This window comes from Bacillus sp. NPDC094064 (assembly GCF_050279585.1).
GTDB lineage: Bacteria > Bacillota > Bacilli > Bacillales > Bacillaceae_G > Bacillus_A.
The window spans coordinates 812,774-837,522 of record NZ_JBNNUI010000001.1; the positions used below are offsets into that span (position 1 = coordinate 812,774).

Below are 24,749 nucleotides of genomic sequence, written 5' to 3' on the forward strand. Positions count from 1 at the left end.
TTTACTCCCCCTTATACATTGGTTGGCGTTTTTCCTTGAATGCCTGTAATCCTTCTACTCTATCTTTCGTGTGGATTACGCCCTCATACGCTTGTTTTTCCATTTGTAATCCGGTATGTAAATCTACTTGAATACCATTTGAAATTGCTTCTTTTGCTAGTCGAACAGCAATTGGTCCATTACTAGCAATTTTCTCTGCAATTTCAATTGCTTTTTCTTCTAATCTTTCAGCCGGTACAACGTATTCTACTAAACCATATTCTTTCGCTTCTTGAGATGAAATACGTCTTCCTGTATAAATTAGTTCTTTCGCTCTACCTACGCCGATTAATCTCGGTAAGCGCTGCGTACCACCTGCTCCAGGTATTATAGCAAGCGTAGTTTCAGTAAGACCAAGACTTGCATTGTCAGACGCAATTCTGAAATCACAAGCTAAACTTAACTCTGTACCCCCACCAAGAGCAACTCCGTTTATAGCCGCAATTACTGGTTGTGGTAATTGTTCAACCATTTCCATAGTAGAACGAATCATACTAACAGCATGTCTAACTTGTTCTTCATTCATAGTGGCACGCTCTTTTAAATCTGCACCAGCACAAAACGCTTTTTCGCCAGCTCCTGTTAAAATAACTACACGTGTATTTGACTCCTCGCTAATTTGAGTTAATATAGTTTGTAATTCTTCTAATAACGCTAAAGATAATGAGTTTGCTTGTCTTTCACGATTTAACGAAACCTTCACAACGTGAGGTGTTACATAATCAACTGAAATGTTTTGTAATTGTAGCATCTTCTCACCTACTTATCGTTTTATGTTGCAGCGCTCTATACACATGACTCGGTAATTGGATATTTAATTTACTTTGAATAAATTGGCTAGCTCTCAATAACTTTTCTTCATCTATATTTGTTTGGACCCCTAACTTATGGAGCATATGTACTAGGTCATCAGTAGCAACATTACCCGATGCTCCCGGTGCATAAGGACATCCTCCAAGTCCACCACAAGAACTATCAAACGTTGTAATACCATATTCTAACGACTTAACTACATTCGCTAGAGCCATACCGTACGTATTATGAAAATGCATTGCAAACTGCGAAGCATCGTATTTCTTTAATAAATGCTCTAATACTCGCTCTACTTGTAGCGGGTTCGCTACACCAATCGTGTCACCAAGCGAGACTTCATAAATGCCGTAAGAAAATAGCTGATTACATAATTCGTCAACTGCTGCGGTACTTATATCCCCTTCATAAGGACATCCAAATACAGTAGAAACATAACCTCTTACTTTTTTCCCTTCGAATAATGCTTGTTTTGTTATATCTTCAATTACAACTAATGCTTCTTTAATTGATTTATTAATATTACTTTTATTATGAGATTCACTTGCTGATAAAAAAACATTCACCTCATCTACATTTTGCAAAAAAGCTCGTTCCAAACCATTTTGATTTGGAACAAGCGCTGCATATGTAACATTCGGATCCCTTTTCAGCTCAGAAAATACATCATTTGCATCTGCTAATGCAGGGACCCACTTTGGGTGAACGAATGAGGAAACTTCAACGTACGATAATCCAGCCTCTGTAAGTAGTTGAATCCATTTTACTTTATCTTTTGTGCCAACAATCTTTTTTTCATTCTGTAAACCATCACGTGGTCCCACTTCTTTAATGACAGCAAAATTAGGTAGTTTCAATTCGCTTCCCCCTATATCTCCCTATTCAATTTCTACTAATACATCCCCTTCATTTACAAAGTCGCCTTCTTGCACGTTAATTTTCATTACAGTTCCGGCTTCTTCTGAAACGATTGGAATTTCCATTTTCATAGATTCCAAAATGACGACATCCTGTTCTTCCTCTACTGTATCTCCTACTCCTACAACAATCTTCCAAACGTTTCCTGCCATCGATGCATATACTTTCGTCATCATTTTTTCCCCCTTAGTATTGTTAAATCTTATTTTTTAACAAGTTGTTTCGTTACAAAACCTGTTGTATAAATGCCATCTTTGAACACTTCGTCTTCTAATACTTGTAATAGCATTGGCGTGTTCGTTTTAATACCTTCTACTTTTAATTCTTCTAAAGCCTCATGTAATTTCGAAATCGCTTCTTCACGGGTCTCACCATGAGCAATAACCTTTGCAATCATTGGATCATAGAAAGGTGTAATTGTTACATGATTCTCTAAGAAGTGATCGATACGTACATTTGACGGTAATGTTAAATCTGTAATTTTCCCAGGTGATGGGAAGAATGTTTTTGGATCTTCTGCATAAATACGAGCTTCAATGGCATGACCCATACGCTTTACATCATCCTGTGTAAATGATAATTTTTCACCACTTGCAATAAGGAGCTGTTGTTCTACAAGGTCTAATCCAGTAATTTCTTCCGTAACTGGATGTTCTACTTGTAATCTCGTATTCATTTCTAAGAAATAGAAGTTCTTTTGATCATCTACAAGAAATTCAACTGTACCTGCATTTGTATAACCAAGTGCTTTAGCAGCTTGTACAGCAATTTCTCCCATCGCTTTTCGTGTACCTTCATCTAAAAATGGCGAAGGCGCTTCTTCAATTACTTTTTGATTTCGGCGCTGCACAGAACATTCACGCTCCCATAAATACACTGTGTTGCCATGTGTATCTGCTAAAAGTTGAATTTCAATATGGTGTGCATCTGCTATATAGCGCTCTAAATACATTTCTCCGTTACCAAAGAAGTTTTGTGCCCTTGTTTTATTACTTTCAAACGCTTTGGTGAGCGTTTGCTCAGTTTCCATCAACTGCATTCCAATGCCTCCGCCGCCTGCGGATGCCTTAAGCATTAATGGATAACCAATTTGTTTTGCAATTTCAATTGCTTCTTCAGCAGTTTCAATATTTGTAGTAATCCCTGGAACTACTGGTACATCTGCTGCTTGCATTGCTAAACGTGACTCAATTTTACTTCCCATCTTCGTAATGATTTCTTCTGAAGGACCGATAAATACGATGCCCTCTTCTTTACAGCGAACCGGAAAAGATGGATTCTCTGATAATAATCCGTACCCCGGATGGATTGCTTCAGCATTTGTCTTCTTAGCTATTTCTATAATTTTTTCAAGGTTTAAATAGCTTTCTTGTACACGCGGTCCACCTACTAAGTAAGCTTCATTTGCCATTTTCACATGAAGAGCATTTTCATCCGCCTCAGAATAAATAGCAACAGTACGAATGCCAAGTTTTTGACAAGTTTTCATAATACGAACAGCGATTTCCCCGCGATTCGCAATTAATATTTTTTGAAACATAGTGATTCCTCCCTTTTATCTACATCCTAAATGTCTTGCAATTACGAGACGTTGAATTTCAGAAGTTCCTTCACCAATTTCTAATAGTTTTGCATCACGAATATGTCGTTCCACTTCATATTCACGCATATAGCCATACCCACCATGAATTTGTACTGCTTGATTCGCAATACGACTAGCTGCTTCAGATGCAAATAGTTTTGCCATTGCCGCTTCTTTACCGAAAGGTTTATCATTATCTTTTAACCAAGCTGCTTTATGTACTAAATTACGCGCTAGCTCTACTTCAGTCGCCATATCAGCTAATTTAAATTGAATCGCTTGGAAATTAGAGATGGACTTTCCAAATTGCTGACGTTCTTTCGCATATTGCAATGCACGTTCAAATGCAGATTGTGCAATACCAACAGCTAATGCAGCAATTGAAATACGTCCTCCATCAAGTGTATATAAGAATTGTTTAAATCCTTTATTTACATCACCAAGAATGTTTTCTTTCGGTACACGAACACCATCAAGTATGATTTCACAAGTATTAGAAGCACGAACACCCATCTTATCGTAAGGACTAGAAATCGTTAATCCTTCACTAGTAGTTGGTACGATAAATGCCGAAATGCGTTTTCTTCCATTATCTTCAACACCGTTGACAGCGGTTACAATAATCGTATTTGCATACTCTGCATTTGTAATCCAACACTTTTCACCACTAATTACATATTCATCGCCATCTAAAACCGCTTTCGTTTGTGTGCCCCCTGCATCAGACCCTGCATTTGGCTCCGTTAATCCGAAAGCACCTAATGTTTTACCTGACGCCATTGGAACTAAATACTTTTGTTTTTGTTCTTCTGTACCGAAATAATAAATTGGAGAAGCACCTAATGAAATTGTTGCAGCATAGCTTAAGCCTGTACCACCACAAGCGCGCCCAATTTCTTCAACTGCTAACGCGTACGATACTGTATCGCCACCTGAACCTCCATACTCTTCTGGGAATGGGATGCCTAATAATCCTAGTTCGCCCATTTTTTGAAATGTTTCATATGGAAACTCTGCAGTTTTGTCATAATACACAGCTTTCGGTGCGATTTCCTTTTCAGCAAAGTCACGTACCATTTCTTTAATCATTTGTTTTTCGCGAGTTAGAGTAAATTCCATTCCGCTACACACCCCTTATCGAATATTGAGTTTCGACAGCGTGCGAGTTTCTACTACAAACATTGCTACTTAAAAGACAAGAACATTAGTTAGATAATTGTTATAATTCTGTCATAACTTAATTTTAAAACAGATTCTGTACTAATGCACAAAAAAATTCCTACATTGTTCTACAACAACATAGGAGTTTTCTTGTCGAATTATGCAATTTTTTGTTTAATAATCTCTACCTTTCCCCGAATCTGAAATCTCTACTAAAGCTTCTGGATAAGGTTCGAAATATGTTTGCCTTAATAAATACTTTTCATCAAATCGAAGGGCCCATGATTTTAAAATTGCAAGTAAGCTACTAAGTGGGACTTTCTTTTCTATATACTTTTGTATCAAATCGAAAAAATGATCTTTTTCTTGTTTTTTCAACTTCGTTTTAAAATATCCAAAAATATGCTCACATACATTTACATTCGATGTATAGCGGGGTGTGCGCATAAACAATTCATATAAACTCTTCTCATACTTATCAAATACCGCTTCAAGCTTTTCATTTTTGTGATTTGCAATAATACGCCCTAATTCCTTTTGTTTTACCTGATTATAAGCCATAAATAAATATTTATTGTCCGACTGAAACGATACGAGGTCTTTCATATTTTTATTACGTTTAATCATCTTGTAATATGCGATTGTAAATAACCTTGTAAAGAAATGTTCTCTAATAATAAAATTCGACAATCTACCTTCTTCTTCAATTGGAAGATGTGAAAATTTTTTTATTACTGCTCCGCCAAATAAGCCCGCTCCCTTTCCTTTTACTGGTGCTTTTTCAAAACCAGCATAAATTTTCACATCACGCGTACCACAACTTGGCGAGCGATTCTTTAAAATAAAACCATCCACATCGGATATCGTTTGTAAAAAATCCTTTGAAAATTGCTCCATTTTTCCAGTTACATCTTCCCGTGTCGACGGTTGCATAAGCCTTTTTATTCCATTTTCTTCTACCATTCGTATCGTTTCTCGAGGAATTCCTAAACCAATTTCTACTTCTGGACAAACTGGGATAAATGTAACAAATGGCTGTAAATTTCGTATTGTTACATCTGGAATCATCTCTACATTATAACGACACGCATCAAATTCTAGACATTTACTTACAACAATTTTCGGTTTAGCAAATTGGCGCATCACATTACCTCCGCGGCGTTAATCCGTACAATATAAATTGAATTGTATTTTCAATTTCCACTTTATCTTCCCATTTTTCCTCAGGCAATAATAAAAATCTGGTTAAGAGTAATCCTAATACCGCTGATAAAGTAAGGCGTAATACGGAAGATGGTGGCATCTCAATAATTTCGCCTTTTTCTTGAAACTTTACAATTAACTTTTTAAAATGTGAAAAGAGTTCTGTTTCTATTAATTGTTGTATTTCAGCTTTTAACTCTGGCTGAAATGGTACTTCTTGAATTAGTATTTTTATCATTGGAAAATGCTTTTTCGCAAATTCAAATCGATTATGAATTACAACTTTTAAAAGTCCTTCATACGATTCATACTCCGATTTAAATATTTCTTTTGCAAAGGCTTGTACGAAAAATGGCGCTGCAAACTTTGTTAAAGTTGGCATGACGACTGCTAGCAATAAATCTTTTTTCGTTTTATAGTAGCGGAAGATCGTTCCTTCCGCTACACCAGCACGCTTTGCAATTTCGCTTGTTGAAGTCGAAGCATATCCTTTTTCTCCAAACATATCCACGGCTGCTTCTAAAATACGCATTTGACGTTCATTTCGTTTATCTGTATTCGTTGCAGCAACTAATTCTTCAAGCCAATCTTTCTCCATTTATATAGCTCCTTTTTGTCATCATTATATTTTGCGATGTTTCTTTAAAGCAAATACATTTCCTACTGCAAATAATAGTGAAAAAAGAAGTAAAACAGTAAGATCTAGTGCAATTTCATTAAATCCTTGATTTCGAATCATCACTTGTCTCATCGCGTCAGCACCATATGTGAGTGGAAATAGTTTTCCTAACATTTGTAGCCATTTGTTCATAGATTCAATTGGAAACAATCCAGAAAAGAACACTTGCGGTACGATAACAAGTGGGATAAATTGAATCATTTGGAATTCATTATTTGCGTATGCCGATAAAAACGTTCCTAATGTTAGTGCAGTTAGTGATAACATACATGTAATAAGGAGCGTTAGCCATATAGAGCCAGCTACATACAAGTCTAAAATATAGACAGAGAAACTTACGATAATAATAGATTGTATAAATGCAAAGATTCCAAAACCAATAATATATCCTGCAACTATTTCCCATCTTCTTACCGGAGTAGACAATAACCTTTCTAAAGTGCCACTTAAACGTTCTCTCACGAAAGATACTCCTGACAATATGAATACAAAGAAAAATGTAAAGAAACCGATTAATACTGGCCCAAGCCCATCAAACATCGTAAAGTCTTTAGAACCGTGTAAATACTCCACTTCAGGTTTCATAATCGATACATCATTCTTTTCTGTACTCTTTTGCAATACTTGAAGTACAGCACGATTTTTGGATGAATCACTGCCTTCTAATAATAGTTTCATTTTTCCATTTTCTAAGTGTATCACTGCATCCACTTTTTGCTTTTCTAATTCAGAATATGCCTTTTCTTTTTCATATTCATAAATTGATGCGTCTTGATTTTTCATTGCTTTCACTATTGGAGCTGGTACATCCACTACAGCGATATGTGGTATATAATCTTTTTGTGTAAACACGAGAGATAATAACCAAAGTAATAACATCGGTGCCCCAAACATCATAGCTAACGAACGCTTATCACGAAAAAATTGACGAATAATACGGATAATTACACCATTGACTCTCATGATTCGACCACCTCTTCTAATAAAAAGACATCCTCAATTCGTCCTGATGATACACGTTTTTTCAATTCTTCAGGTGTTCCAACCGCAACTAAGTTCCCTTCTCTAATCAACCCTAGTCGTTCACAAAATTCAGCTTCATCCATAATGTGCGTCGTCACAATAATTGTTGTACCTTTCTTCTTAAGATCATAAAACTTTTCCCAAATCGTTTTTCTAAGAAGTGGATCTATCCCCACTGTTGGCTCATCTAAAATTAATATTTCTGGTTCATGAAGAAGTGCTATCGCCAATGATAAACGTTTTTTCATTCCACCTGAAAATTGCTGTACTGGCTTTTTCATATGCTCGGATAATTGTACAAGTTCAAAAACCTCATTAATTCGCTCTTTCTTACGCTTACCTTTTAAACCATACATTGTTGCAATAAAATCTGCATTTTCATATGCTGACAGTTCTTCATATAACGCATCAGCCTGAGCCATATAACCGATTCTTTTCATTTCATTTAAGTTAGGCATACTAGTGCTGCAAACAAGTACTTCACCTTTCGTTGCCTCATTTATACCTGCAATCATTTTAATAAGTGTTGTTTTTCCAGATCCTGAAGGACCAACTAAACCAAATATCTCTGCTTTTTCAACTTGTAATGAAAGATTGTGTAAAACTTCTTTTTTTCCAAAACTTTTTGATACAGTCCGTAAAATAATTGAAGGCTGTTCCATGTATTATCCCCCTTTTCACAAAATGAGTGAGTACTCACTTTTATTTTACTCTTGCGTAATTATATGTCAAACTTCATTGATTAGTATTTATTTTCAATCAAAAATATTAAACAATGAAACAGAGTCGACATTAGAATATTATTTCTTAAAGTCGACTCTGTTTCATTTACACTATACATTTCATTTTATGTTTTTAAATTCATATACTTCCTAATTCTAGCAACGTCTAAAGAATATTCAATAACTAATTGCTGTAACGGTAAAATAATCGTGTCGGGATATAAATGTGCATACTGTAATGTTTCTGCATATTTTTCCAATCTTTTTTCTAAGTACTTTATAATTTGATCAGGATGACTTACTAATAAACATTTACAATAATAATGAATTTGTTCCTCAATCGCCGTATACTCTTCAATTTCATATTCTTTGTGCATGTGTACACCCCTTTAAGTTTTTTTACATGAATTCCTTATCACACTTTTCACTCGACTAATTTTTAAGTTTTTTGATTATTTACACTATAACAAACTCTTCAGGTCAAATTTTGTTACTTTATGTAACGTAGAAAATTTTTAACAAAATTGTAATGTAAACTTGTATAAAATATAAAAGCACCTTTTCCTTTTTCACATAAAAAGTCGTACAGTTTAATTTAACTGTACGACTATAAGTTCCGGCCTATTAAAGATTCTTTGCGGAATAATACTATTTCCTAATCCTCGACTAACTATCATTGCTGTATTTTGTTCTTCATGTCAACTATCTCCACTGAGATAAAACGTTTCAGTGGGGGCTTGAGTTAGAATGCTAGGTCTTTTCGTCTATTACTAGACTGTTTGACGCTCTAGCATTCATGCCACCTTATGGTAACACCCCAAGTATGTTTTTGGTTGGTACTGGCAACGAACGTTCGTTTCCCCACTTGCACCACCCTTTCGAAAAAGAGCAATTCTTCCTTGCAGAAGAAACCACCACTCAGATGAATCTGGCGTGTGCTACAAGCCCCGACAAGTCGAGTACACATGGATGGTTGACGCACCCACTAAGCTATGCGCGAAGCAACAGCCTTACGTTTTTGCACTTCTAATAGAATCGGCGTTTTCACTTTAAGATTGTCATCTAATTCTACAACTCTTGATTTTTGCAATGTATTCAGCGCACCATTAATATCAGCATGGATACATGTTCCTGCTTTACTTTGGTACAGACCACGAGTGATTCGTTTGCCACTAAAGCGATACTGAGTCCTATCATCCTTAGACCAAACTGGAACCGGATCTTTATCCAGGAAACTAGCCTTTGAAGTATAGCTTTCTTCTTGTTTTAAAAATCGGATACCTTCTTTTACACATTTATTCTCAATTGCTGCCACCAGTTTATGAAATGGGATTTGAACAAACTTTTGATTATTCTTTTTTCCCATATCAGATTTTTGTTTCCAACCAGCGTTATACCCTACGACAACCTTATCTATGTTGCACGCTTTCACTTTTTTGAACAACAGGCCTACAGTTTGTGAAATGTAACCGTTTATTTGTCTTTCGCGTTTATGCCAAAGTGCAGCCATTTGATTCGTTACAACACGTTTAGAAAGTCCATTCTCCATATTTTTCTGTTGCAGATTACGTATCATTTTGTTGAAGTACTGGTTAATGGATTTTAATTTTTTTCCATCAATTAAGAACGTATCACCTGTATTCGTTGCGCAACTTACTAATCTATCTACACCTAGATCGCAACTCAAAGCGTTACTAGTAGTCGTGGATGGTTTCTTCATTTGAGAAACGTGCATTTCATATGTATAATGCACCTCAAAGAACCGACCTTTTTGCTTCGGTACAATCTCAATATAGGAGATTTTTTTATTTCTTAAGTTTTTAGGCATACGTATTCTAATAGAACCAAATTTTTTTCTGAATGCCACATTCATCGGAATGATCCAATACCCGTTCTCATCCACTTTTGGAACTTGATAGATTTCAATAATTCGTTTGTCAGTGGAACGAGAGTAATTTGGAAACTTAGGACGCCCTGTGAACTTCTCAGGATTTTTCTTCCACTGTTCCAACGCTTTAAAAAAGCTCTTCACTTCTGTAAATAAGGCTCTACGAATGGCTTGAACAGAGTTTGATTGAACACCCCAGTAGTTCATATCAGCGTGCATGGCATTGTCCACTTCTTTTACAGTAGCCGTTTTATTATCGTTCAAATAACTTTGTTTAATGGTGTACAATCCAACATTTCGCAACGCTTTTGAACTATGCGACATACGCTGAAGTAAACGAAATTCTTTAGCTGTGAGGCAAGCTCGTCCGATATGCTGTTTCTGCGTGAACCGTTGCATGGTTTCTCTTTTCTTTTGTTTACGTAATATTTTTACCGCTTTCTTTCTAGCCATTGTTTTCACCACCTTTCTCAGAGAGTTCATTACAATTATTTCTTTCCTAAGATCGTGTTTTTTCTTAGGAAAGAAATAATTGTGTAACTGTTAATTACTTTTGACAAATCAAGATTTAGAACGGAACAAAATGTGAACATGGTCTTCATCGTAATTCTTTTTGGTTCAAGCAGCCAAATGATTATGATTATCATTATCTAATTTCGTTATCCTACGATATATTCCCTCCTTATCTAGGGCAGATTATATCGTAAGACAAAAGAAACAAAATTGTTTTGTCTACCTGTTGACGGCAATTCATCTCCACCTGAATTGTTGGGTTACACCCGTAACACAAATCAGATGGAGTCTTCTTGCCGAAAGGGATAAAAAGATACTCAATCCTACTACTGTGCCAATAAACAATATGATTCTATTAATATTTCTCTTCATATTCTCTCCTTTTATTTTCATAAAACGCTTATTTTATGTTAACTGAATTTTATTATACATTTTTGAAATTGTTTAAGTTAATAAAATGCAGTACATGAAATTTCAGATGAAATACGTAATATATGTTTCATATTTTTACTTTTTTTATAATAAGAATACATTCAATAACATCTGGTAAAGAAATAAGATCACTAAGAGATTATTATCTAATAGCATTGATTACAACTTCAGCTGCCTCTTCAATTAGTTGATTATCATAGGTAGCCTCTTTCTCATCTTTACTGGATAAAATTGCGATAATAATTGGTGCTCTATTTGGTGGCCAAACGATAGCAATGTCATTTCGTGTCCCATAACTTCCAGCTCCTGATTTATCCCCAACTACCCAGTCAGTTGGCACGCCTGCACGTATAAGTTTGTCTCCTGTAGCATTGCCTTTCATCCACTCTGTAAGAATGTTACGCTTATGAACCGGAAGCGCATTTCCGACCGTAAAAGCTTTAAGATTCGTAGCAATTACTTTCGCTTAGACAAGATACAAGTTTCATTTGTTCCATTGATTATCTTTTTTTGATAGAAGAATCCTCCTGAGGATGTAAGGTGTGCAATTACTTTCATAAAATAATCACCTATACATTCTCTTACATAACAGGCTCCTAAAAAACAAGTAAAGCATACAATGTTAAAAATACACTCATAAAAATCTGATTATTATTTGTGAATTTCACGCAACACTTCACTTGTATCATCAATTTTTCTTAGAGCATACTTATTTGTGTGCTCTATTTATGTTTTACTAAATAACTGTTTTGTTAAAGTTTAAAATTACTCTTACTTGTCCATTTCGATTTGTTTTACTCTTCTATTTACTATTAGCAATGCCAACCTTTCAAAAATGAAAACCAGCGAGTCTTTTGGCAATCGGTATCAATATTAGTACTGTTTTAACAATTTTATTTAAAATATCTTTTAGTTTGGGTTCTCCGATCTTATTTTGTAGATATTTGATAGAAAAAAGGACCCTTATATTAAGGATCCTGCAACAGAAAACAACAAAAATATAGACAATAAATAGAATTACTTAAACTATAATTTATAGGCACTATATATCCTTCTTTTTCGCATCAAAACCCCTGCGCTATATGCGACAGGGGGCTAGTTCATTCTAAAGCTTAAAAGAGTCATGTACAGACAAACTACTATAAATCAATTCAGCAACTTTTACATATCCTTTTGAGTTTGGATGAATTAAATCCGTAGACCAAAGCGTATTATCATTAACTAAATGATGATTCCAAAAGTCAACATAATGAAGCTTATACTCTCTGCTCAATGAAAGTATAACTTCGTTTGCCTCTAATAATTGTTCTTTTAACACTTGTTTTTTTTCAGAAGAAAAAGGAAGCCTAACTGTAAAATCTGGAAGGTTTGCTATAATAATATCAGCACCTGTTTTACTTAATGTATCTATCATAAATTTCATATCGTTCTTATATGCATGATGATTCCAACGTCCTTTTAATACATCGTTTGCACCTGCAATTAGACTAACCAAATCCGGATTAAAAGTTAATGCCTTTTCTAATTGCTGTGAGCGAATTTCTTTAGTTACTAACCCACGCTTGGCAAAATTAGCATATTCTATATCGTTTTCACACAGTTGAACAAAATGGTCTACCCAGCTTTTTAATGCTATTCCCTCAACTTCATCCCCTATCCCCTCTGTAAAACTATCACCAATCGCTACAAATCGCTTCCACATATGTAGTCCCCCTTTATTATTAACCATATCTATACTATACAATAGCTCACAACGTAATTGTTATTTCTAAGTGTTTTTCGATTTCAATTACATTCAAAAAAACTACATCCTATATAGAATGTAGTTTTCCTCACAGATCTATCTATTTTTTACTTCCTTGTTATAAAAATCATACAATAATTCAATAGATGAACTAGATAAAAAAGGAATTGCCTTCTCAACTAATTCTCTATCCCAATCAAACCAAAGCATTTCCATTAGCATATTAATTTCTGTATCAGTGAATCGTTTCTTTATTTCCTTAGCAGGATTTCCACCAACTATTGTATATGGTGGAATATCTTTACTTACGACAGATCCTGCTGCAACGATTACACCTTCACCGATTGTAACGCCCGGCATAACAATAGCATTCATTCCAATCCAAGCATCACTTTTAATGACTGTATCGCCCTTCGGTTTATATGAATATTCAATTTGCTCAGCGAATGGATATACTGTAATCCATTCTGAGTGATGATTGTGATTACCACCCATTAATATGACTACTCCGCTAGCAATACAAACATAGCTCCCAATTACATACGATAAAGATTTCTTAGTTATATATCTTACTTCTTTCTTATATTAGCCTTAACTCCCTCGATATAATTTTATTATTCATTGATTTGTCTGATAAATCAATGAATGTTAATATGATTATAGAAGATATTATCATCCTTTAGATTTCACAGCTATTTTTTCACAAAAACGATTTCTGAATCCTTTATTAATTAGGAGGTTTAGAAGATGAAACTTTTAAAGCAATCAGCAATTATTGGGGCATTGATTGTTGGAGGATTTTTATTTTCGGATACAATTAGTACCACCACACCTGTGTCTGCTGAATCAGAACTTATACAAAAAAGATCACCAATTCTAGATACTTGGCAGTGGCAAAACTATTTTTCATTACATCATAATGCAGATTTTTTAAAAGAGTTAGCAGTTGGTAACTTAAAGCAGGGAGATACCTTCGATGTTAATATATACACTGGTGGTAAGGATACTGGCATTGTAAAAATATATCGATTGAGTGAAAATGAAAATGATGAAATAAACTTGCATAGATATAAAACCATTTACGACTCAGGTTTATCACATAATTATGGTAGATTTGTAACGCCTATTACTAAGGTTTATAATCCTGGAACGTATGTAGCTGTTATGAAACTTGGAGAAAATTATTATTATGGTGGCAGCTTTAAAATCTCAAAATAAATATTCAATACTAAAAAACATAGTAGCCTATAAATTTTTATAGGCTACTTTTCATTTCATCATTACTTAGCTAATTCTTTCGTACCCTTCATTACATCAACAAAGAATCCCCAGTTATTCACAACAGAAGAAATACTGATGTGTTCATCTGGTGTATGAACATTAAAAATGTCTGGGCCAAATGAAATTGCATCTAACTCCGGCATTTTTTGAACGAATACACTGCACTCAATTCCAGCATGTACAGCGAAAATTTCAACATCTTTATTGTATTTTTCTTGATGCACTTTTTCAAACAAATTACGAATTTGTGAATTTGGATTGTATGGCCATTCTGGATACTCTGACTCTATTTCAAATGTTGCACCAACTAATTCGGCAATACATTTAATTTCATCTGCAACATGTTGTTTTAAACTACTTACAGAACTTCTCACTTCGTTACGTAATTTAATTTCATCTTGCAGCGTTTCAATAACGCCTAAATTTGTTGAACTTTCAACTAGACCTTTAATATCCATACTCATGCTTTGAATGCCATTTGGAATTAAGAATAACGATGAAATAAGCTGCTTTTGTGTTTCTTTAGCAAATACTTTTTCTACTTTCTCATCCAATTTTGTAATTGTAACATGAACATCCGGATCAACAGCACGCATTTCTTCTTGTAATACTCTTGTCCACGATTCTAGCTTTTCTTCTACTTGTTCTACATCTTCTGGACGTAATAAAAGTGTAGCTACACTTTCACGCGGAATTGCATTCGTTTTTAATCCGCCGTGAACCTCACTGATTTCAAATTGAATATTTACAGATAAATCACGTAAAACTCGTCCTAATACTTTGTTCGCATTCCCACGTTGCTTATCAATCTCCATGCCAGAATGTCCGCCTTTAAGTCCGCCAACATAGAGACGATATGTATCCATATTTACTGGTGCTTCTTCCCAAATTACTGGAATTGTTTCGACTGCTTTTGCACCGCCTGCACTACTTACAAGTAATTTGTGGTCTTCTTCAGAATCAATGTTAATAAAAATCTTTCCGTCAAAGTGATTTGCATCAACTGCGAAAGCCCCGCCCATTGTCGTTTCTTCTTCAGTAGTAATAACTACTTCAAGCGCTGGATGCGGAATGTCTGATGCATCTAATAAAGCTAATGCATACGCAACTGCAATACCATTATCAGCACCTAACGTTGTTTGATTTGCATATAACATGTCTCCAATAATTCGTAATTCAATTGGATCTTTTTCAAAATCATGTACTGTCGCTTGATTTTTTTCGCATACCATGTCTGAATGCCCTTGAATGATAATAGCTGGTACATTTTCATAACCAGCAGTCGCTTCTTTTTTTATGATGACATTTAATGCTTCATCTTGAATGACTTCTAAGTTACGCTCTTTCGCAAAACGTACTAAATAATCACTAATTTCCTTTTCATTACCTGACCCTCTAGGAATCTTTGAAATTTCTGCAAAATGATAAAATACAGGGTGCTTTGTTAATTGTTCTAAAGTAGAATACATTTTTAAGCTCCTCTCAAAATGACAAAATAATATGTAAGTCTTTTATCATTATACCATGATTCATTATTTTACCTTTCTGTTATCCTTTTAAAAAATTGAAATTGAAGCTTTAATTTATGTTTTCCCCATACACCACTACTTATTAATTCGCGAATAACGCAATAAAAAACAAAAGAAAATGCACTATGCATTTTCTTTTGTTTTTTTCACTCGTATATATTTTGAACTGCTATTATTCATCAGTTTCTCTAACCGATTTATATTTTCCGTTAATGCACCTTTCACAAGAGAGAAATCTGTATTTGGTTCTTCTTTTTTTTCTTTAAAAAATGAAGACTTTTGTATATTCACTTCAGCCATCTCTTCTCCCCCTCTTCAAAAAGATACAATCTTCTATTTATATTATATAGCAAATACAGACAAAGTGTACAATCATGATTTTCTTTTTAATTCTTCTTCTAAATCTTCTACTTGCTGCAAAGTATCTCCTTTTATTAAAGAAAAATCTGTTATATCTTCATTATCTTCTTTAAAAAAATCATTGTCATAATCTTTTATCACTACAATCACCTCTACGTGCTAGTGTAGGAATGATTGTCCGATTTTATACAAGTTTGTCTAAATTTGCTTTCCCTTTATGTATAAGTGAAAAGGACAGAAGAAAATCCTGTCCTTATTTACTAAAATAACTATGATGTATCGTTAGATTATATACATTTTCAAAATCCCGATCTTGAAGATTATTTTTCTTCCCATCAATAATAATAAAAACATCACTCACTATTTTTGCTGGTATAATACCGACGTTATCTACTTGCACCGCTTTCTGCTCATTCAATTGCTCGATGTGTTCAAACGGAACGATAATACTAAATTGAGAACGGATACCACGAAAGTTTGTATTTAATTCCTTTGCCGCTTCAAATACAACAATTTTTGCTCCAATCTTTTCCCCATACGAATCTAAAAATGCGTTTAAGCTTTTTGTATATTCTTCCTCCGTAAGCCATTCCATTGTACCGAACACTGCTGGATTGACATTTTGGATTATTGTTGTGTATATTTCTCCTCTTGCTTTAGAAGCAATTAATGACCGTTTTATCGATTGAACTGTCTTGCCGATATCGCTAAATTTCGCTCCCCATATTTCTGAAATATTAGGTGTTAAAATAAATGCAATATCAACGAAAATAACCATTGCAGTGAACATTAATAGATTTTTCCAGAGGGTTAAATCAATTCCTTTTATCATGAAATACACTGTGACTGATATTATAAACAACCCATACCAAGTCTTTCTAATACGTTGCTTCTTCTCCTCGTACAGCTCTTCATTTTTCCAATAAAAGAAAACAAGTACTAGAAAAATGATTACTAAAATAAATAAGCCGATTCGAATGTTAGAGATCACCAATGACATCACCCTCCATTCAAAAACTACTCACGATATCATTACATGCACAAGCAGCTCTCTTTATGACAAAAGACGTGGACAAGCTTCTAAATTTAGCAATATCGCATATACATTAGAAGGTGCCACGTCTTTGATCATGAATCTACATTGTATATGTAGACAAGCATGTGTTTCAAATTTTCATGTTAAAAAGATATATGTTTCGGAATTTCCCCTTCAGGTACTTCTCCATCCATACTTAAGTAATAATGACGAATTGGACGTAAATCATCATCTAATTCATACACGAGTGGTATGCTCGTTGGAATATTTAATGAAACAACACCATCGCATGAAAGGTTATCTAAGAATTTCACTAGTGAACGAATCGTATTACCGTGCGATGAAATAATTACCTTTTTATCACTTTTTAATGATGGCGCAATTTCTGAATGCCAATAATCAAGTACTCTTTTCTCCGTATCCACTAAACATTCTGTCAATGGAAACTCACCTTTTTTAAGTGCTTTATATCTTGGGTCAGTCATTTCATATCTAGGATCATCCTTCGTAAGAGCAGGCGGTCTTACATCAATACTTCTTCTCCAAATATGAACTTGCTCCTCACCATATTTTTTCGCAGTTTCATCTTTATTCAACCCTTGCAATGCACCATAATGTCTTTCATTTAGCTTCCAAGATTTATGTACTGGCACCCAAGTGAGATCCATCTCATGAAGTACAATCCATAACGTCCGAATTGCTCGTTTTAATACTGATGTATACGCAATATCGAACGTATATCCGTTTTTCTTTAATATTGCTCCTGCTTCTCTTGCCTCACTTAGCCCATTCTCTGATAAATCTACATCTGTCCAACCAGTAAAGCGATTTTCGAGATTCCATAAACTTTGTCCGTGACGAATAAGTACAAGTTTTATCATTATAATTCCCCTCTCGGAAATGTGAATTTTATTGTTCCATTGCGTACACATATAAAGTTTTTGGTAATGTAATTTTTTTATCCACACATACTATGATTAAATTTATATTTACCCAATGTATGGATAAAACCAAATCTTTTTCAAACTATAAAACAGATGTTTTAATTCCTTACTTTTGATCAACTGGTATTTCCCGTTTTGATATCCATGCATCAAAACCAGAACGGCTATTTGCCATTTCATTCATAACTTGATGCCAATTTTCTTCACATGATTCACCAAATTTTGAAAAAATGGCACCCATTTGTTGTCTTTGTACATCACTCAGTTTTTTCTCTAAATCGGTACCTTTTTCTGTTAAAGATAACTGTTTCACACGGCGATCATGTGTAGCTTCATTGCTCTCAATTAAGCCCTTTTCCACAAGTTGACGTAGCGGCCCATGAAGAGCTTGTTTACTTATTTCTAGCAGTGATAATAACTCATTTACACTTATCCCTGGAAAGCGTGCGATAAAAAATAAAATTCGGTGATGTACTCGTTGAATACCATACTCTTTTATAATTTCATCTGGCTTTTCAGTAAATGTTTTATATGCAAAGTAAAATAATGCTAATGCTTCATTCATCTGTTCTTCTTTATGTTGTGTCATCTACTTTCCCCCTGTATGTAAATTATACCACAATCCAGTAATCAATATTTTAATGACCGCATTGGAACTTCTTTAGTCTATTGAAATATGCATTGCATAATTAGGAGATGATTCACTTGAAAACGCAATATACTGTAAGTACATATTTATTAGACCGATTAAGCGAATTAGGAATTGAGCATATTTTTGGGGTCCCTGGTGATTATAATTTGGCTTTTTTAGATGATGTACTAGCACATGAAAATTTAGAGTGGATTGGCAATTGTAATGAATTAAATGCAGCATATGCTGCAGATGGATACGCTCGCATAAAAGGAATCGCTTCTCTAATTACTACTTTCGGCGTTGGAGAATTAAGCGCCATGAACGGAATTGCTGGCTCATATGCAGAAAACGTACCGGTTATAAAAATCACAGGTACGCCAACAACAAAAGTAATGGAAAACGGAGCACTCGTTCATCATACTTTAGGTGATGGAAAGTTTGATCACTTCTCCAATATGTATCGAGAAATCACTGTAGCACAAACAAATTTGACCCCGGAGCATGCTGCTGCAGAAATTGACCGTGTACTACGTGCGTGTTGGAATGAAAAACGACCTGTTCATATTAATTTACCGATTGATGTATATAATAAACCAATTAATAAACCGACAGAACCGATTATAAATAAACCTATTTTAAGTAATAAAGAAGCATTAGATAAAATGCTTCTACATGCCATTTCAAAAATAAATAGTGCCAAAAAACCTGTTATTTTAGCTGATTTTGAAGTGGATCGATTTCATGCCGAATTAGATTTACTGCATTTCGTAGAAAAAACTGGGTTTCCTATCGCAACATTAAGTATGGGAAAAGGAATATTCCCTGAAAAACACCCACAATTTATAGGTGTTTATACTGGTGATGTTAGTTCTCCATACTTGCGAAAAAGAATTGATGAATCTGACTGTATTGTTAGTATCGGTGTGAAATTAACTGATACTATTACTGGCGGTTTTACACAAGGTTTTACGAAAGAGCAAGTAATAGAAATCCATCCATATACTGTGAAAATTATAGATAAAAAGTATGGGCCGGTTGTAATGAAAGATGTTTTACAGCAGTTAAGTGATGTAATTGAACATCGTAATGAGGAAACACTTGATATTAAGCCATTTATTTCAGAATCACTATCTATTACTGAAGAGTTTAATCCAAAAGAACAAATGATTACACAAAAACGTTTTTGGCAACAAATATACCACTTTTTACAAGAAAATGACGTTTTAATTGCAGAGCAAGGAACCCCTTTCTTCGGTAGTGCTACTATCCCTTTACCGAATAACACAACATATGTAGCGCAGCCATTGTGGGGGGCAATCGGCTATACAATGCCTGCTCTACTTGGTACACAGCTCGCTAATTTATCGCGGCGCAACATTTTAGTTATTGGTGATGGTTCTTTTCAATTAACTGTCCAAGAGTTATCGACTATACTACGTCAAAATTTAAAACCGATTATATTTTTAATCAATAACAATGGATATACTGTTGAGCGTGCAATTCACGGTCAAAACGAACCGTATAATGACATACAAATGTGGGATTACACAAAACTAGCGAACGTATTCGGAACAGAAGAAAAAAGCCAAACATTTAAAGTAGAAAATGAAACAGAGTTAGCAGAAGTCTTAACTAAAATAAGTATTAATAAGAATCAACTTACCTTTGTTGAAGTTGTAATGAGCCAAGGGGATCAGCCTGAATTGTTAGCTAAACTTGGGAAAAGATTCGGCCAACAAAATTCTTAAAAAGAAAAGCGTAACTAAAATAGGATACGCTTTTCTTTTCATATCTTTATTCAGCAAGAGTTAGCTGCCAAGACACACCATATTTATCATTTAACCAACCAAATTTTTTACTAAATGGATAGGCACCTAAAGGCATAAGTACTGCTCCATCCTGCGCTAATTTATGAAAGACAGTTTCAATTTCTTCTTCCGTCTCACAAGTTACATAAAGTGACATAGCTGGCGTAAATGTAAAATCATGATTTACAAAACTATCGATACACATGAACTTTTGTCCATTTAGCGTAAAAGTTGCATGAATTACAGTTCCCTCTTTACCAGGTCCATTTTCATCATAGTGAGAGATACTTACAATTTCTGATTGATCAAATAGCGACGTGTAAAAATTCATCGCTTCCTCAGCTTTACCCTCAAACATTAAAAACGTAGTAATTTTTTGATTTGTGTTACTCATATAGTGACAGCCCCTTGTTATGTATTTATGCAAAACATACATCGGTTCATAAAAACCGAACGTACATTCTTGTAAATGTATTGTCTATAAAAACGATGAGTTTGTCAAATATCTACTTTTTTATTTCTTTTTAAATAATGCTGTCCAAAGAAATGATTCTCCAAACATTTCATTTGGTTGTTCCATTTGTTTCATCTTTCTAATTTCAATCACTTCAAATTCTTTAAATATCTCTCTTAATTTCTCTTCTGAATATGCTAGACCACCTTGTAAACTCCATCCTCTATATACGTCCCAATCTGTTATTTCTGATCCATTTCGCTCATCTAAATCGCCTGCTGCAAAACATGTTAATCCGAAATACCCCTCCGATTTTAATGAGTTTTTAATTAAATCTACATAGTTCATTCTTCTATGTGGTGGAATGTGATGTAAGCAGCCCGAATCGTATACAAAATCAAATTCATTTTGAGCCTCTAAATTAAAAATCGACTCACAAATAAATTCAATTTCTACCCCTTTTGCTAAAGCCCTCTCTTTCGCCCAATTAATGCCTTCTATAGATAAATCTACTGCGGTTACATCAAATCCTTCATTTGCTAGATAAATTGCGTTTCTACCCGGACCACATCCAAGTTCTAGTGCATTTCCTTTTGAAACCCACTCTTTTTGTATATACGAAACTAGGTTCTCATCTGGTACATTCCCAAAAAACGGAACATCTTTTTCTCTATTCGTATAAAATTCATTCCAAAACGGTTCTGCCGGTCTTAATAATGAATCCAACATTTTTAAAATATCCTCTTGTGTACGTAACGTTTCATTTTTCATTAATACCCCTCCATGAATTAATAGTCAGAAAATCATTATATATCTTTTAGAAATTTCAGGCAAATAGAAAAACTCCTACATTCAATAGGAGGTTTTCTATTTAAAATCCAAGTATAGATAACCATTTTAACAACTTCTCTTCTCGCGCTTTTAAATCATCACTCCTAAGCTTACCTAACTGTATTTCACTAACAATTTCTCCATCCGCCATAAAAAGAACTCTTTCTGTTTTCGCTGCTACCTTTACATCATGCGTTACTAACATAATTGTAGTTCCATCGCGGTTAATATTTAATAAGATTTGCATTACCTCTTCTGTTGATTTTAAATTTAGAGCACCCGTTGGCTCATCAGCAAAAATAATATTTGGATTATTAATGAGTGCTCTACATATAGAGACCCTTTGTAATTGCCCTCCGGATGCTTCGGTTATATAATGAGACGCTATATCACTTATCCCCATTTTCCCCATTAGCTCCAGAGCACGTTCATTTACTATTTTCTTACTCTCACATTTCGCTAAATATGCTGACAAAATGATATTATCAAATAGATTCAAGTTTCTCAGAAGGTTGCTCTGCTGAAAAATAAATCCTATTTCAGTAAGGCGCAATTTCGCTAACGCTTCTTCTTTCATACATGATAATTCTTTACTATCAACTTTCACACTTCCAGATGACATTTGATCCATCCCGCTAATAGTATAAAGTAACGTCGATTTTCCAGAACCAGAAGGTCCCATAACCGATACAAATTCTCCCTCATAAATCTCTAAATCTATATTTTTTAACAAGTGATAATTTGCATTTCCATCTATTGAATATGTTTTGTTTAATTGTTTTACTTCTAAAAATTTTTTCACGTTACAACCCCTACTCTCCATTTCGTTTTAAATCGTCTGTTTGTTTCATTGTAAAACTACTGAAAAGTGTTGTTGCTATCACAGATATAAATAATATAGCTGGACATATTACATAGGAAACGATAGGATTCACGACAAACTTTATATGACCTGCTCCCATAAATGAGCCTAACCAACTTACTAACATCTCACCAAACGTAGCAGCTATACATGTCCCTGTTAAAATGCCTATTAATACGATGACAATAGAACGAGTTATATACTGTATACGAATATCTTTGTTAGAAAAACCAATACTTTTCATAATTAATATTTGAGAGGTGTCCTTTGCCAATAACATTTTAATAAACATCGCAGTCATTAAAACCGATATCAATATAGCAATCAGAATTGCCGCTTGAGTAACGAGTCTTAATTGTATAATTGTCTCTCCTAAAGTTTGTGATAAATAATTACCTGTATCTGTTATTTTTGCAGAATGAAAATTTTGTTTATATTCCTTCACTTTTTCTTGCAAATCCACATTAGAATTCAAATCTACATTTACTACATACCATAATATATTTTCTTTGTTATACGAAAAGCTCGCTTTAGCTGTTTTTCCACCGTTTGTTACATCTTGATATATACCACTAATCGTTAGCGCTTGCTCTTTTCCATCTACAAATAAAACGATCTCATCCCCTACATTCTTTTTTAATTCGTTTGCGTTCATATAGGATAGTGCCATTTCATTTTCGTTTTTGGGTTCCATACCTTGGAGATACTCTATTGGAAATTGAGTGAAGTCTCCCACTTCCACATTTAAGTTTTCCTGTGTACCATCAGCATTCACCATTTTAAATGTACTCGTTACAAATGCTGCATATTTTTTTACTTCATCATCATTTCGTAAATATGATATAACATCCTTAAACCTTTTCTCTATATTTTCAGTTTTCTGTAAATCTATTCGTATATCACTTTTTCCTGTCCCCATATAATTCACAAACTTCGGTGACTGAATTGTATACAAAAAATTAACAGGTACAACAATCATGAACACCGCTATTATTAAAACGATACTTATTACTCGGTATAACTTAAATCGCTTCACAACATCTTGTATACCTATAAATATATTTACATTTTTAATTTTAGTTTTATTGAATAGAAAGGATTTTCTAATTTTTCTTTTTCCTAGTTTATCTCTTGATCGTAAAGCATCTATTGCTGTAATTCTCCTAAAATTCCTTAAAATGATACGACAGAAAAGGATAACTGTTAGAAATAACAATGTTGTGACTATTAATGGTACAACAAAATGTAAAACACTCTTATTTGCTGTCCCCATATATAGCGAGATATTAGAGGTAAATATTTTTGTAACAAATAATGAAAATATATATCCACATATACATCCGCTAGTAGCGATAACAACATATTTTGTTACATATATTTTTTGAATATCTTTGTTATGAATCCCGATTGCTTTCATAACACCAATTTCCCGATAGTCTTCTTCCATCGAAGTAATGATCGTAAATCTAATACATAACATTGCAATTAACATCAATAATGCACTTATTATAATAAGCACTGCAGCAATTATTCCATCAGTTAATGAATTGAGTGTTTTAAAGAGTGAATACGTAATAGAGGGACCTTTTTGAGGTAAGTTCGATGATTGGTATAAATCTTCAAATTCATTTATCTTATTTAAATCTGTTAACTGAAATTCAATAAGGTATTCCCTTTCTTCAAAATTTTGTTTTATGATTTCAAAGTCTTCATCGCTTATTACAAATCGTTTCGAGCTAACGATGGATGGATTCATTTGAACATCACGAACAAATGTCGAAATAGTAAATTCTAGTTCATTATTATTTTTAACAACCCATATTTTATCTCCAATACGCAAATTATATTTTTGCATATAATAAATGGGTACACCTATTTCCTCATTCCTAACATCGATCACTTTATTGTTTAAATCTAGTAAAAAATCAAAATTACTATTTTGCTTAACGAAACTAATATCCATCACACTATTATGCTCCGCTTGATTTTTGTTTTTTATAAATACGTTAGATCCGTTTGCTTGAATCATCTCAGCCGTCTGTTGCCTTTTTATATACGGTGTTTGTTCTACAAATGAATCGATTGACTTTTGATTTATTTCTCCGGCATGCATTTGTACGAAGTGCGGTGCTTTAGATACTTTAAGCAATTGATCCATTGAGTTCAATAGATTTATTACGTTACTTGAAGCACTAGCCATTAATAGACTTGATAACATGATAAACATAAATAAAATGGTAATTATCATTTTATTTTGAGAGAAATCTCTTTTTAACATTCTCCTAATCATATGAAG

The 24,749-nt window shown here is 34.0% G+C and carries 24 protein-coding genes and 3 pseudogenes; 2 read left to right on the plus strand and 25 right to left on the minus strand.

Annotated elements, in window-relative coordinates; translation table 11 throughout:
* Position 1: 1 nt before the first annotated feature.
* The 15 genes and pseudogenes from ACQKNI_RS04380 to ACQKNI_RS04450 all read right to left on the minus strand — a co-directional run.
* Positions 2 to 790 carry an enoyl-CoA hydratase gene (locus ACQKNI_RS04380; protein WP_088229137.1) on the minus strand — a complete coding sequence of 263 codons (789 nt, stop codon included), beginning with the start codon at positions 788 to 790 and terminating at the stop codon, positions 2 to 4.
* A gap of 4 nt (positions 791 to 794) precedes the next feature.
* Entirely contained in the window at positions 795 to 1,706 is a 912-nt protein-coding gene (mvaB, locus tag ACQKNI_RS04385) for a hydroxymethylglutaryl-CoA lyase (RefSeq protein WP_088229136.1), read from the minus strand.
* Between the two features lie 21 nt (positions 1,707 to 1,727).
* Entirely contained in the window at positions 1,728 to 1,943 is a 216-nt protein-coding gene (locus ACQKNI_RS04390; RefSeq protein ID WP_002056745.1) for an acetyl-CoA carboxylase biotin carboxyl carrier protein subunit, read from the minus strand.
* A 26-nt stretch (positions 1,944 to 1,969) separates the two neighbouring features.
* Positions 1,970 to 3,307: an acetyl-CoA carboxylase biotin carboxylase subunit gene (locus ACQKNI_RS04395; protein ID WP_088229135.1), complete on the minus strand. Its 1,338-nt coding sequence runs from the start codon at positions 3,305 to 3,307 to the stop codon at positions 1,970 to 1,972.
* Between the two features lie 15 nt (positions 3,308 to 3,322).
* The gene (locus tag ACQKNI_RS04400; RefSeq protein ID WP_088229134.1) at positions 3,323 to 4,468 is read right to left on the minus strand and encodes an acyl-CoA dehydrogenase; all 1,146 of its coding nucleotides are present in this window, start codon (positions 4,466 to 4,468) and stop codon (positions 3,323 to 3,325) included.
* Between the two features lie 216 nt (positions 4,469 to 4,684).
* Positions 4,685 to 5,653 carry a YbgA family protein gene (locus ACQKNI_RS04405; RefSeq protein WP_098882302.1) on the minus strand — a complete coding sequence of 323 codons (969 nt, stop codon included), beginning with the start codon at positions 5,651 to 5,653 and terminating at the stop codon, positions 4,685 to 4,687.
* A 4-nt stretch (positions 5,654 to 5,657) separates the two neighbouring features.
* Positions 5,658 to 6,311: a TetR/AcrR family transcriptional regulator gene (locus ACQKNI_RS04410; protein WP_088229132.1), complete on the minus strand. Its 654-nt coding sequence runs from the start codon at positions 6,309 to 6,311 to the stop codon at positions 5,658 to 5,660.
* 24 nt (positions 6,312 to 6,335) lie between these two features.
* Entirely contained in the window at positions 6,336 to 7,355 is a 1,020-nt protein-coding gene (locus tag ACQKNI_RS04415) for an ABC transporter permease (RefSeq protein WP_098252112.1), read from the minus strand.
* Positions 7,352 to 8,077, minus strand: coding sequence for an ABC transporter ATP-binding protein (locus ACQKNI_RS04420; RefSeq protein WP_088229130.1), 726 nt, complete (start codon positions 8,075 to 8,077; stop codon positions 7,352 to 7,354). Before ACQKNI_RS04420 ends, ACQKNI_RS04415 begins: the two co-directional genes overlap by 4 nt.
* 185 nt (positions 8,078 to 8,262) lie before the next feature.
* Positions 8,263 to 8,514, minus strand: a complete 252-nt coding sequence (locus ACQKNI_RS04425) for a hypothetical protein (RefSeq protein ID WP_000548620.1) — start codon at positions 8,512 to 8,514, stop codon at positions 8,263 to 8,265.
* 213 nt (positions 8,515 to 8,727) lie between these two features.
* Positions 8,728 to 8,835: pseudogene (locus ACQKNI_RS04430) on the minus strand (metallophosphoesterase); the annotation flags it as partial.
* A gap of 287 nt (positions 8,836 to 9,122) precedes the next feature.
* On the minus strand, positions 9,123 to 10,478 hold the full coding sequence (locus ACQKNI_RS04435; RefSeq protein ID WP_427282217.1) for an RNA-guided endonuclease TnpB family protein: 1,356 nt from the start codon (positions 10,476 to 10,478) through the stop codon (positions 9,123 to 9,125).
* 634 nt (positions 10,479 to 11,112) lie between these two features.
* Positions 11,113 to 11,427 (minus strand): annotated as a pseudogene (locus ACQKNI_RS04440) (serine hydrolase); the annotation flags it as partial.
* A 648-nt stretch (positions 11,428 to 12,075) separates the two neighbouring features.
* Positions 12,076 to 12,672 carry an SGNH/GDSL hydrolase family protein gene (locus tag ACQKNI_RS04445; RefSeq protein ID WP_140417253.1) on the minus strand — a complete coding sequence of 199 codons (597 nt, stop codon included), beginning with the start codon at positions 12,670 to 12,672 and terminating at the stop codon, positions 12,076 to 12,078.
* Positions 12,673 to 12,810: 138 nt separating this feature from the next.
* A pseudogene (locus tag ACQKNI_RS04450) lies at positions 12,811 to 13,254 on the minus strand (CatB-related O-acetyltransferase); the annotation flags it as partial.
* Positions 13,255 to 13,461: 207 nt separating this feature from the next.
* Here ACQKNI_RS04450 and ACQKNI_RS04455 point away from each other — a divergent pair.
* Complete coding sequence (locus ACQKNI_RS04455; RefSeq protein ID WP_098357663.1) at positions 13,462 to 13,932, plus strand: DUF5065 family protein; 471 nt, start codon at positions 13,462 to 13,464, stop codon at positions 13,930 to 13,932.
* 62 nt (positions 13,933 to 13,994) lie between these two features.
* Here ACQKNI_RS04455 and pepD read toward each other — a convergent pair whose 3' ends face one another.
* The 6 genes from pepD to ACQKNI_RS04485 all read right to left on the minus strand — a co-directional run bounded on the left by pepD (position 13,995) and on the right by ACQKNI_RS04485 (position 18,453).
* Positions 13,995 to 15,464, minus strand: a complete 1,470-nt coding sequence (gene pepD / locus ACQKNI_RS04460) for a beta-Ala-His dipeptidase (RefSeq protein ID WP_088229124.1) — start codon at positions 15,462 to 15,464, stop codon at positions 13,995 to 13,997.
* Between the two features lie 183 nt (positions 15,465 to 15,647).
* Complete coding sequence (gene spoIISB, locus ACQKNI_RS04465; protein ID WP_000852590.1) at positions 15,648 to 15,824, minus strand: stage II sporulation protein SB; 177 nt, start codon at positions 15,822 to 15,824, stop codon at positions 15,648 to 15,650.
* Positions 15,825 to 15,896: 72 nt separating this feature from the next.
* Positions 15,897 to 16,025, minus strand: a complete 129-nt coding sequence (locus tag ACQKNI_RS04470) for a D-alanyl-D-alanine carboxypeptidase (RefSeq protein ID WP_140417252.1) — start codon at positions 16,023 to 16,025, stop codon at positions 15,897 to 15,899.
* Between the two features lie 112 nt (positions 16,026 to 16,137).
* Complete coding sequence (locus ACQKNI_RS04475) at positions 16,138 to 16,875, minus strand: type II toxin-antitoxin system SpoIISA family toxin (RefSeq protein ID WP_141552153.1); 738 nt, start codon at positions 16,873 to 16,875, stop codon at positions 16,138 to 16,140.
* Positions 16,876 to 17,063: 188 nt separating this feature from the next.
* Complete coding sequence (gpmA, locus tag ACQKNI_RS04480) at positions 17,064 to 17,801, minus strand: 2,3-diphosphoglycerate-dependent phosphoglycerate mutase (RefSeq protein WP_098357660.1); 738 nt, start codon at positions 17,799 to 17,801, stop codon at positions 17,064 to 17,066.
* A 169-nt stretch (positions 17,802 to 17,970) separates the two neighbouring features.
* Positions 17,971 to 18,453, minus strand: coding sequence for a MarR family winged helix-turn-helix transcriptional regulator (locus ACQKNI_RS04485; protein ID WP_000191902.1), 483 nt, complete (start codon positions 18,451 to 18,453; stop codon positions 17,971 to 17,973).
* A gap of 107 nt (positions 18,454 to 18,560) precedes the next feature.
* Here ACQKNI_RS04485 and ACQKNI_RS04490 point away from each other — a divergent pair, with 107 nt between their 5' ends.
* A complete protein-coding gene (locus ACQKNI_RS04490) occupies positions 18,561 to 20,246 on the plus strand; it encodes an alpha-keto acid decarboxylase family protein (protein ID WP_098883091.1) in 1,686 nt (561 codons plus the stop codon).
* A 46-nt stretch (positions 20,247 to 20,292) separates the two neighbouring features.
* On the opposite strand, the gene ACQKNI_RS04495 is transcribed toward ACQKNI_RS04490, so the two are convergent.
* From ACQKNI_RS04495 to ACQKNI_RS04510, 4 genes are all read right to left on the minus strand, one after another.
* Positions 20,293 to 20,700, minus strand: coding sequence for a VOC family protein (locus ACQKNI_RS04495; protein ID WP_098357659.1), 408 nt, complete (start codon positions 20,698 to 20,700; stop codon positions 20,293 to 20,295).
* A gap of 120 nt (positions 20,701 to 20,820) precedes the next feature.
* Complete coding sequence (locus ACQKNI_RS04500) at positions 20,821 to 21,531, minus strand: class I SAM-dependent methyltransferase (RefSeq protein WP_098357658.1); 711 nt, start codon at positions 21,529 to 21,531, stop codon at positions 20,821 to 20,823.
* A gap of 100 nt (positions 21,532 to 21,631) precedes the next feature.
* A complete protein-coding gene (locus ACQKNI_RS04505; RefSeq protein WP_140417251.1) occupies positions 21,632 to 22,393 on the minus strand; it encodes an ABC transporter ATP-binding protein in 762 nt (253 codons plus the stop codon).
* A gap of 10 nt (positions 22,394 to 22,403) precedes the next feature.
* The gene (locus tag ACQKNI_RS04510; RefSeq protein ID WP_427282218.1) at positions 22,404 to 24,743 is read right to left on the minus strand and encodes an ABC transporter permease; all 2,340 of its coding nucleotides are present in this window, start codon (positions 24,741 to 24,743) and stop codon (positions 22,404 to 22,406) included.
* Positions 24,744 to 24,749: the final 6 nt, after the last annotated feature.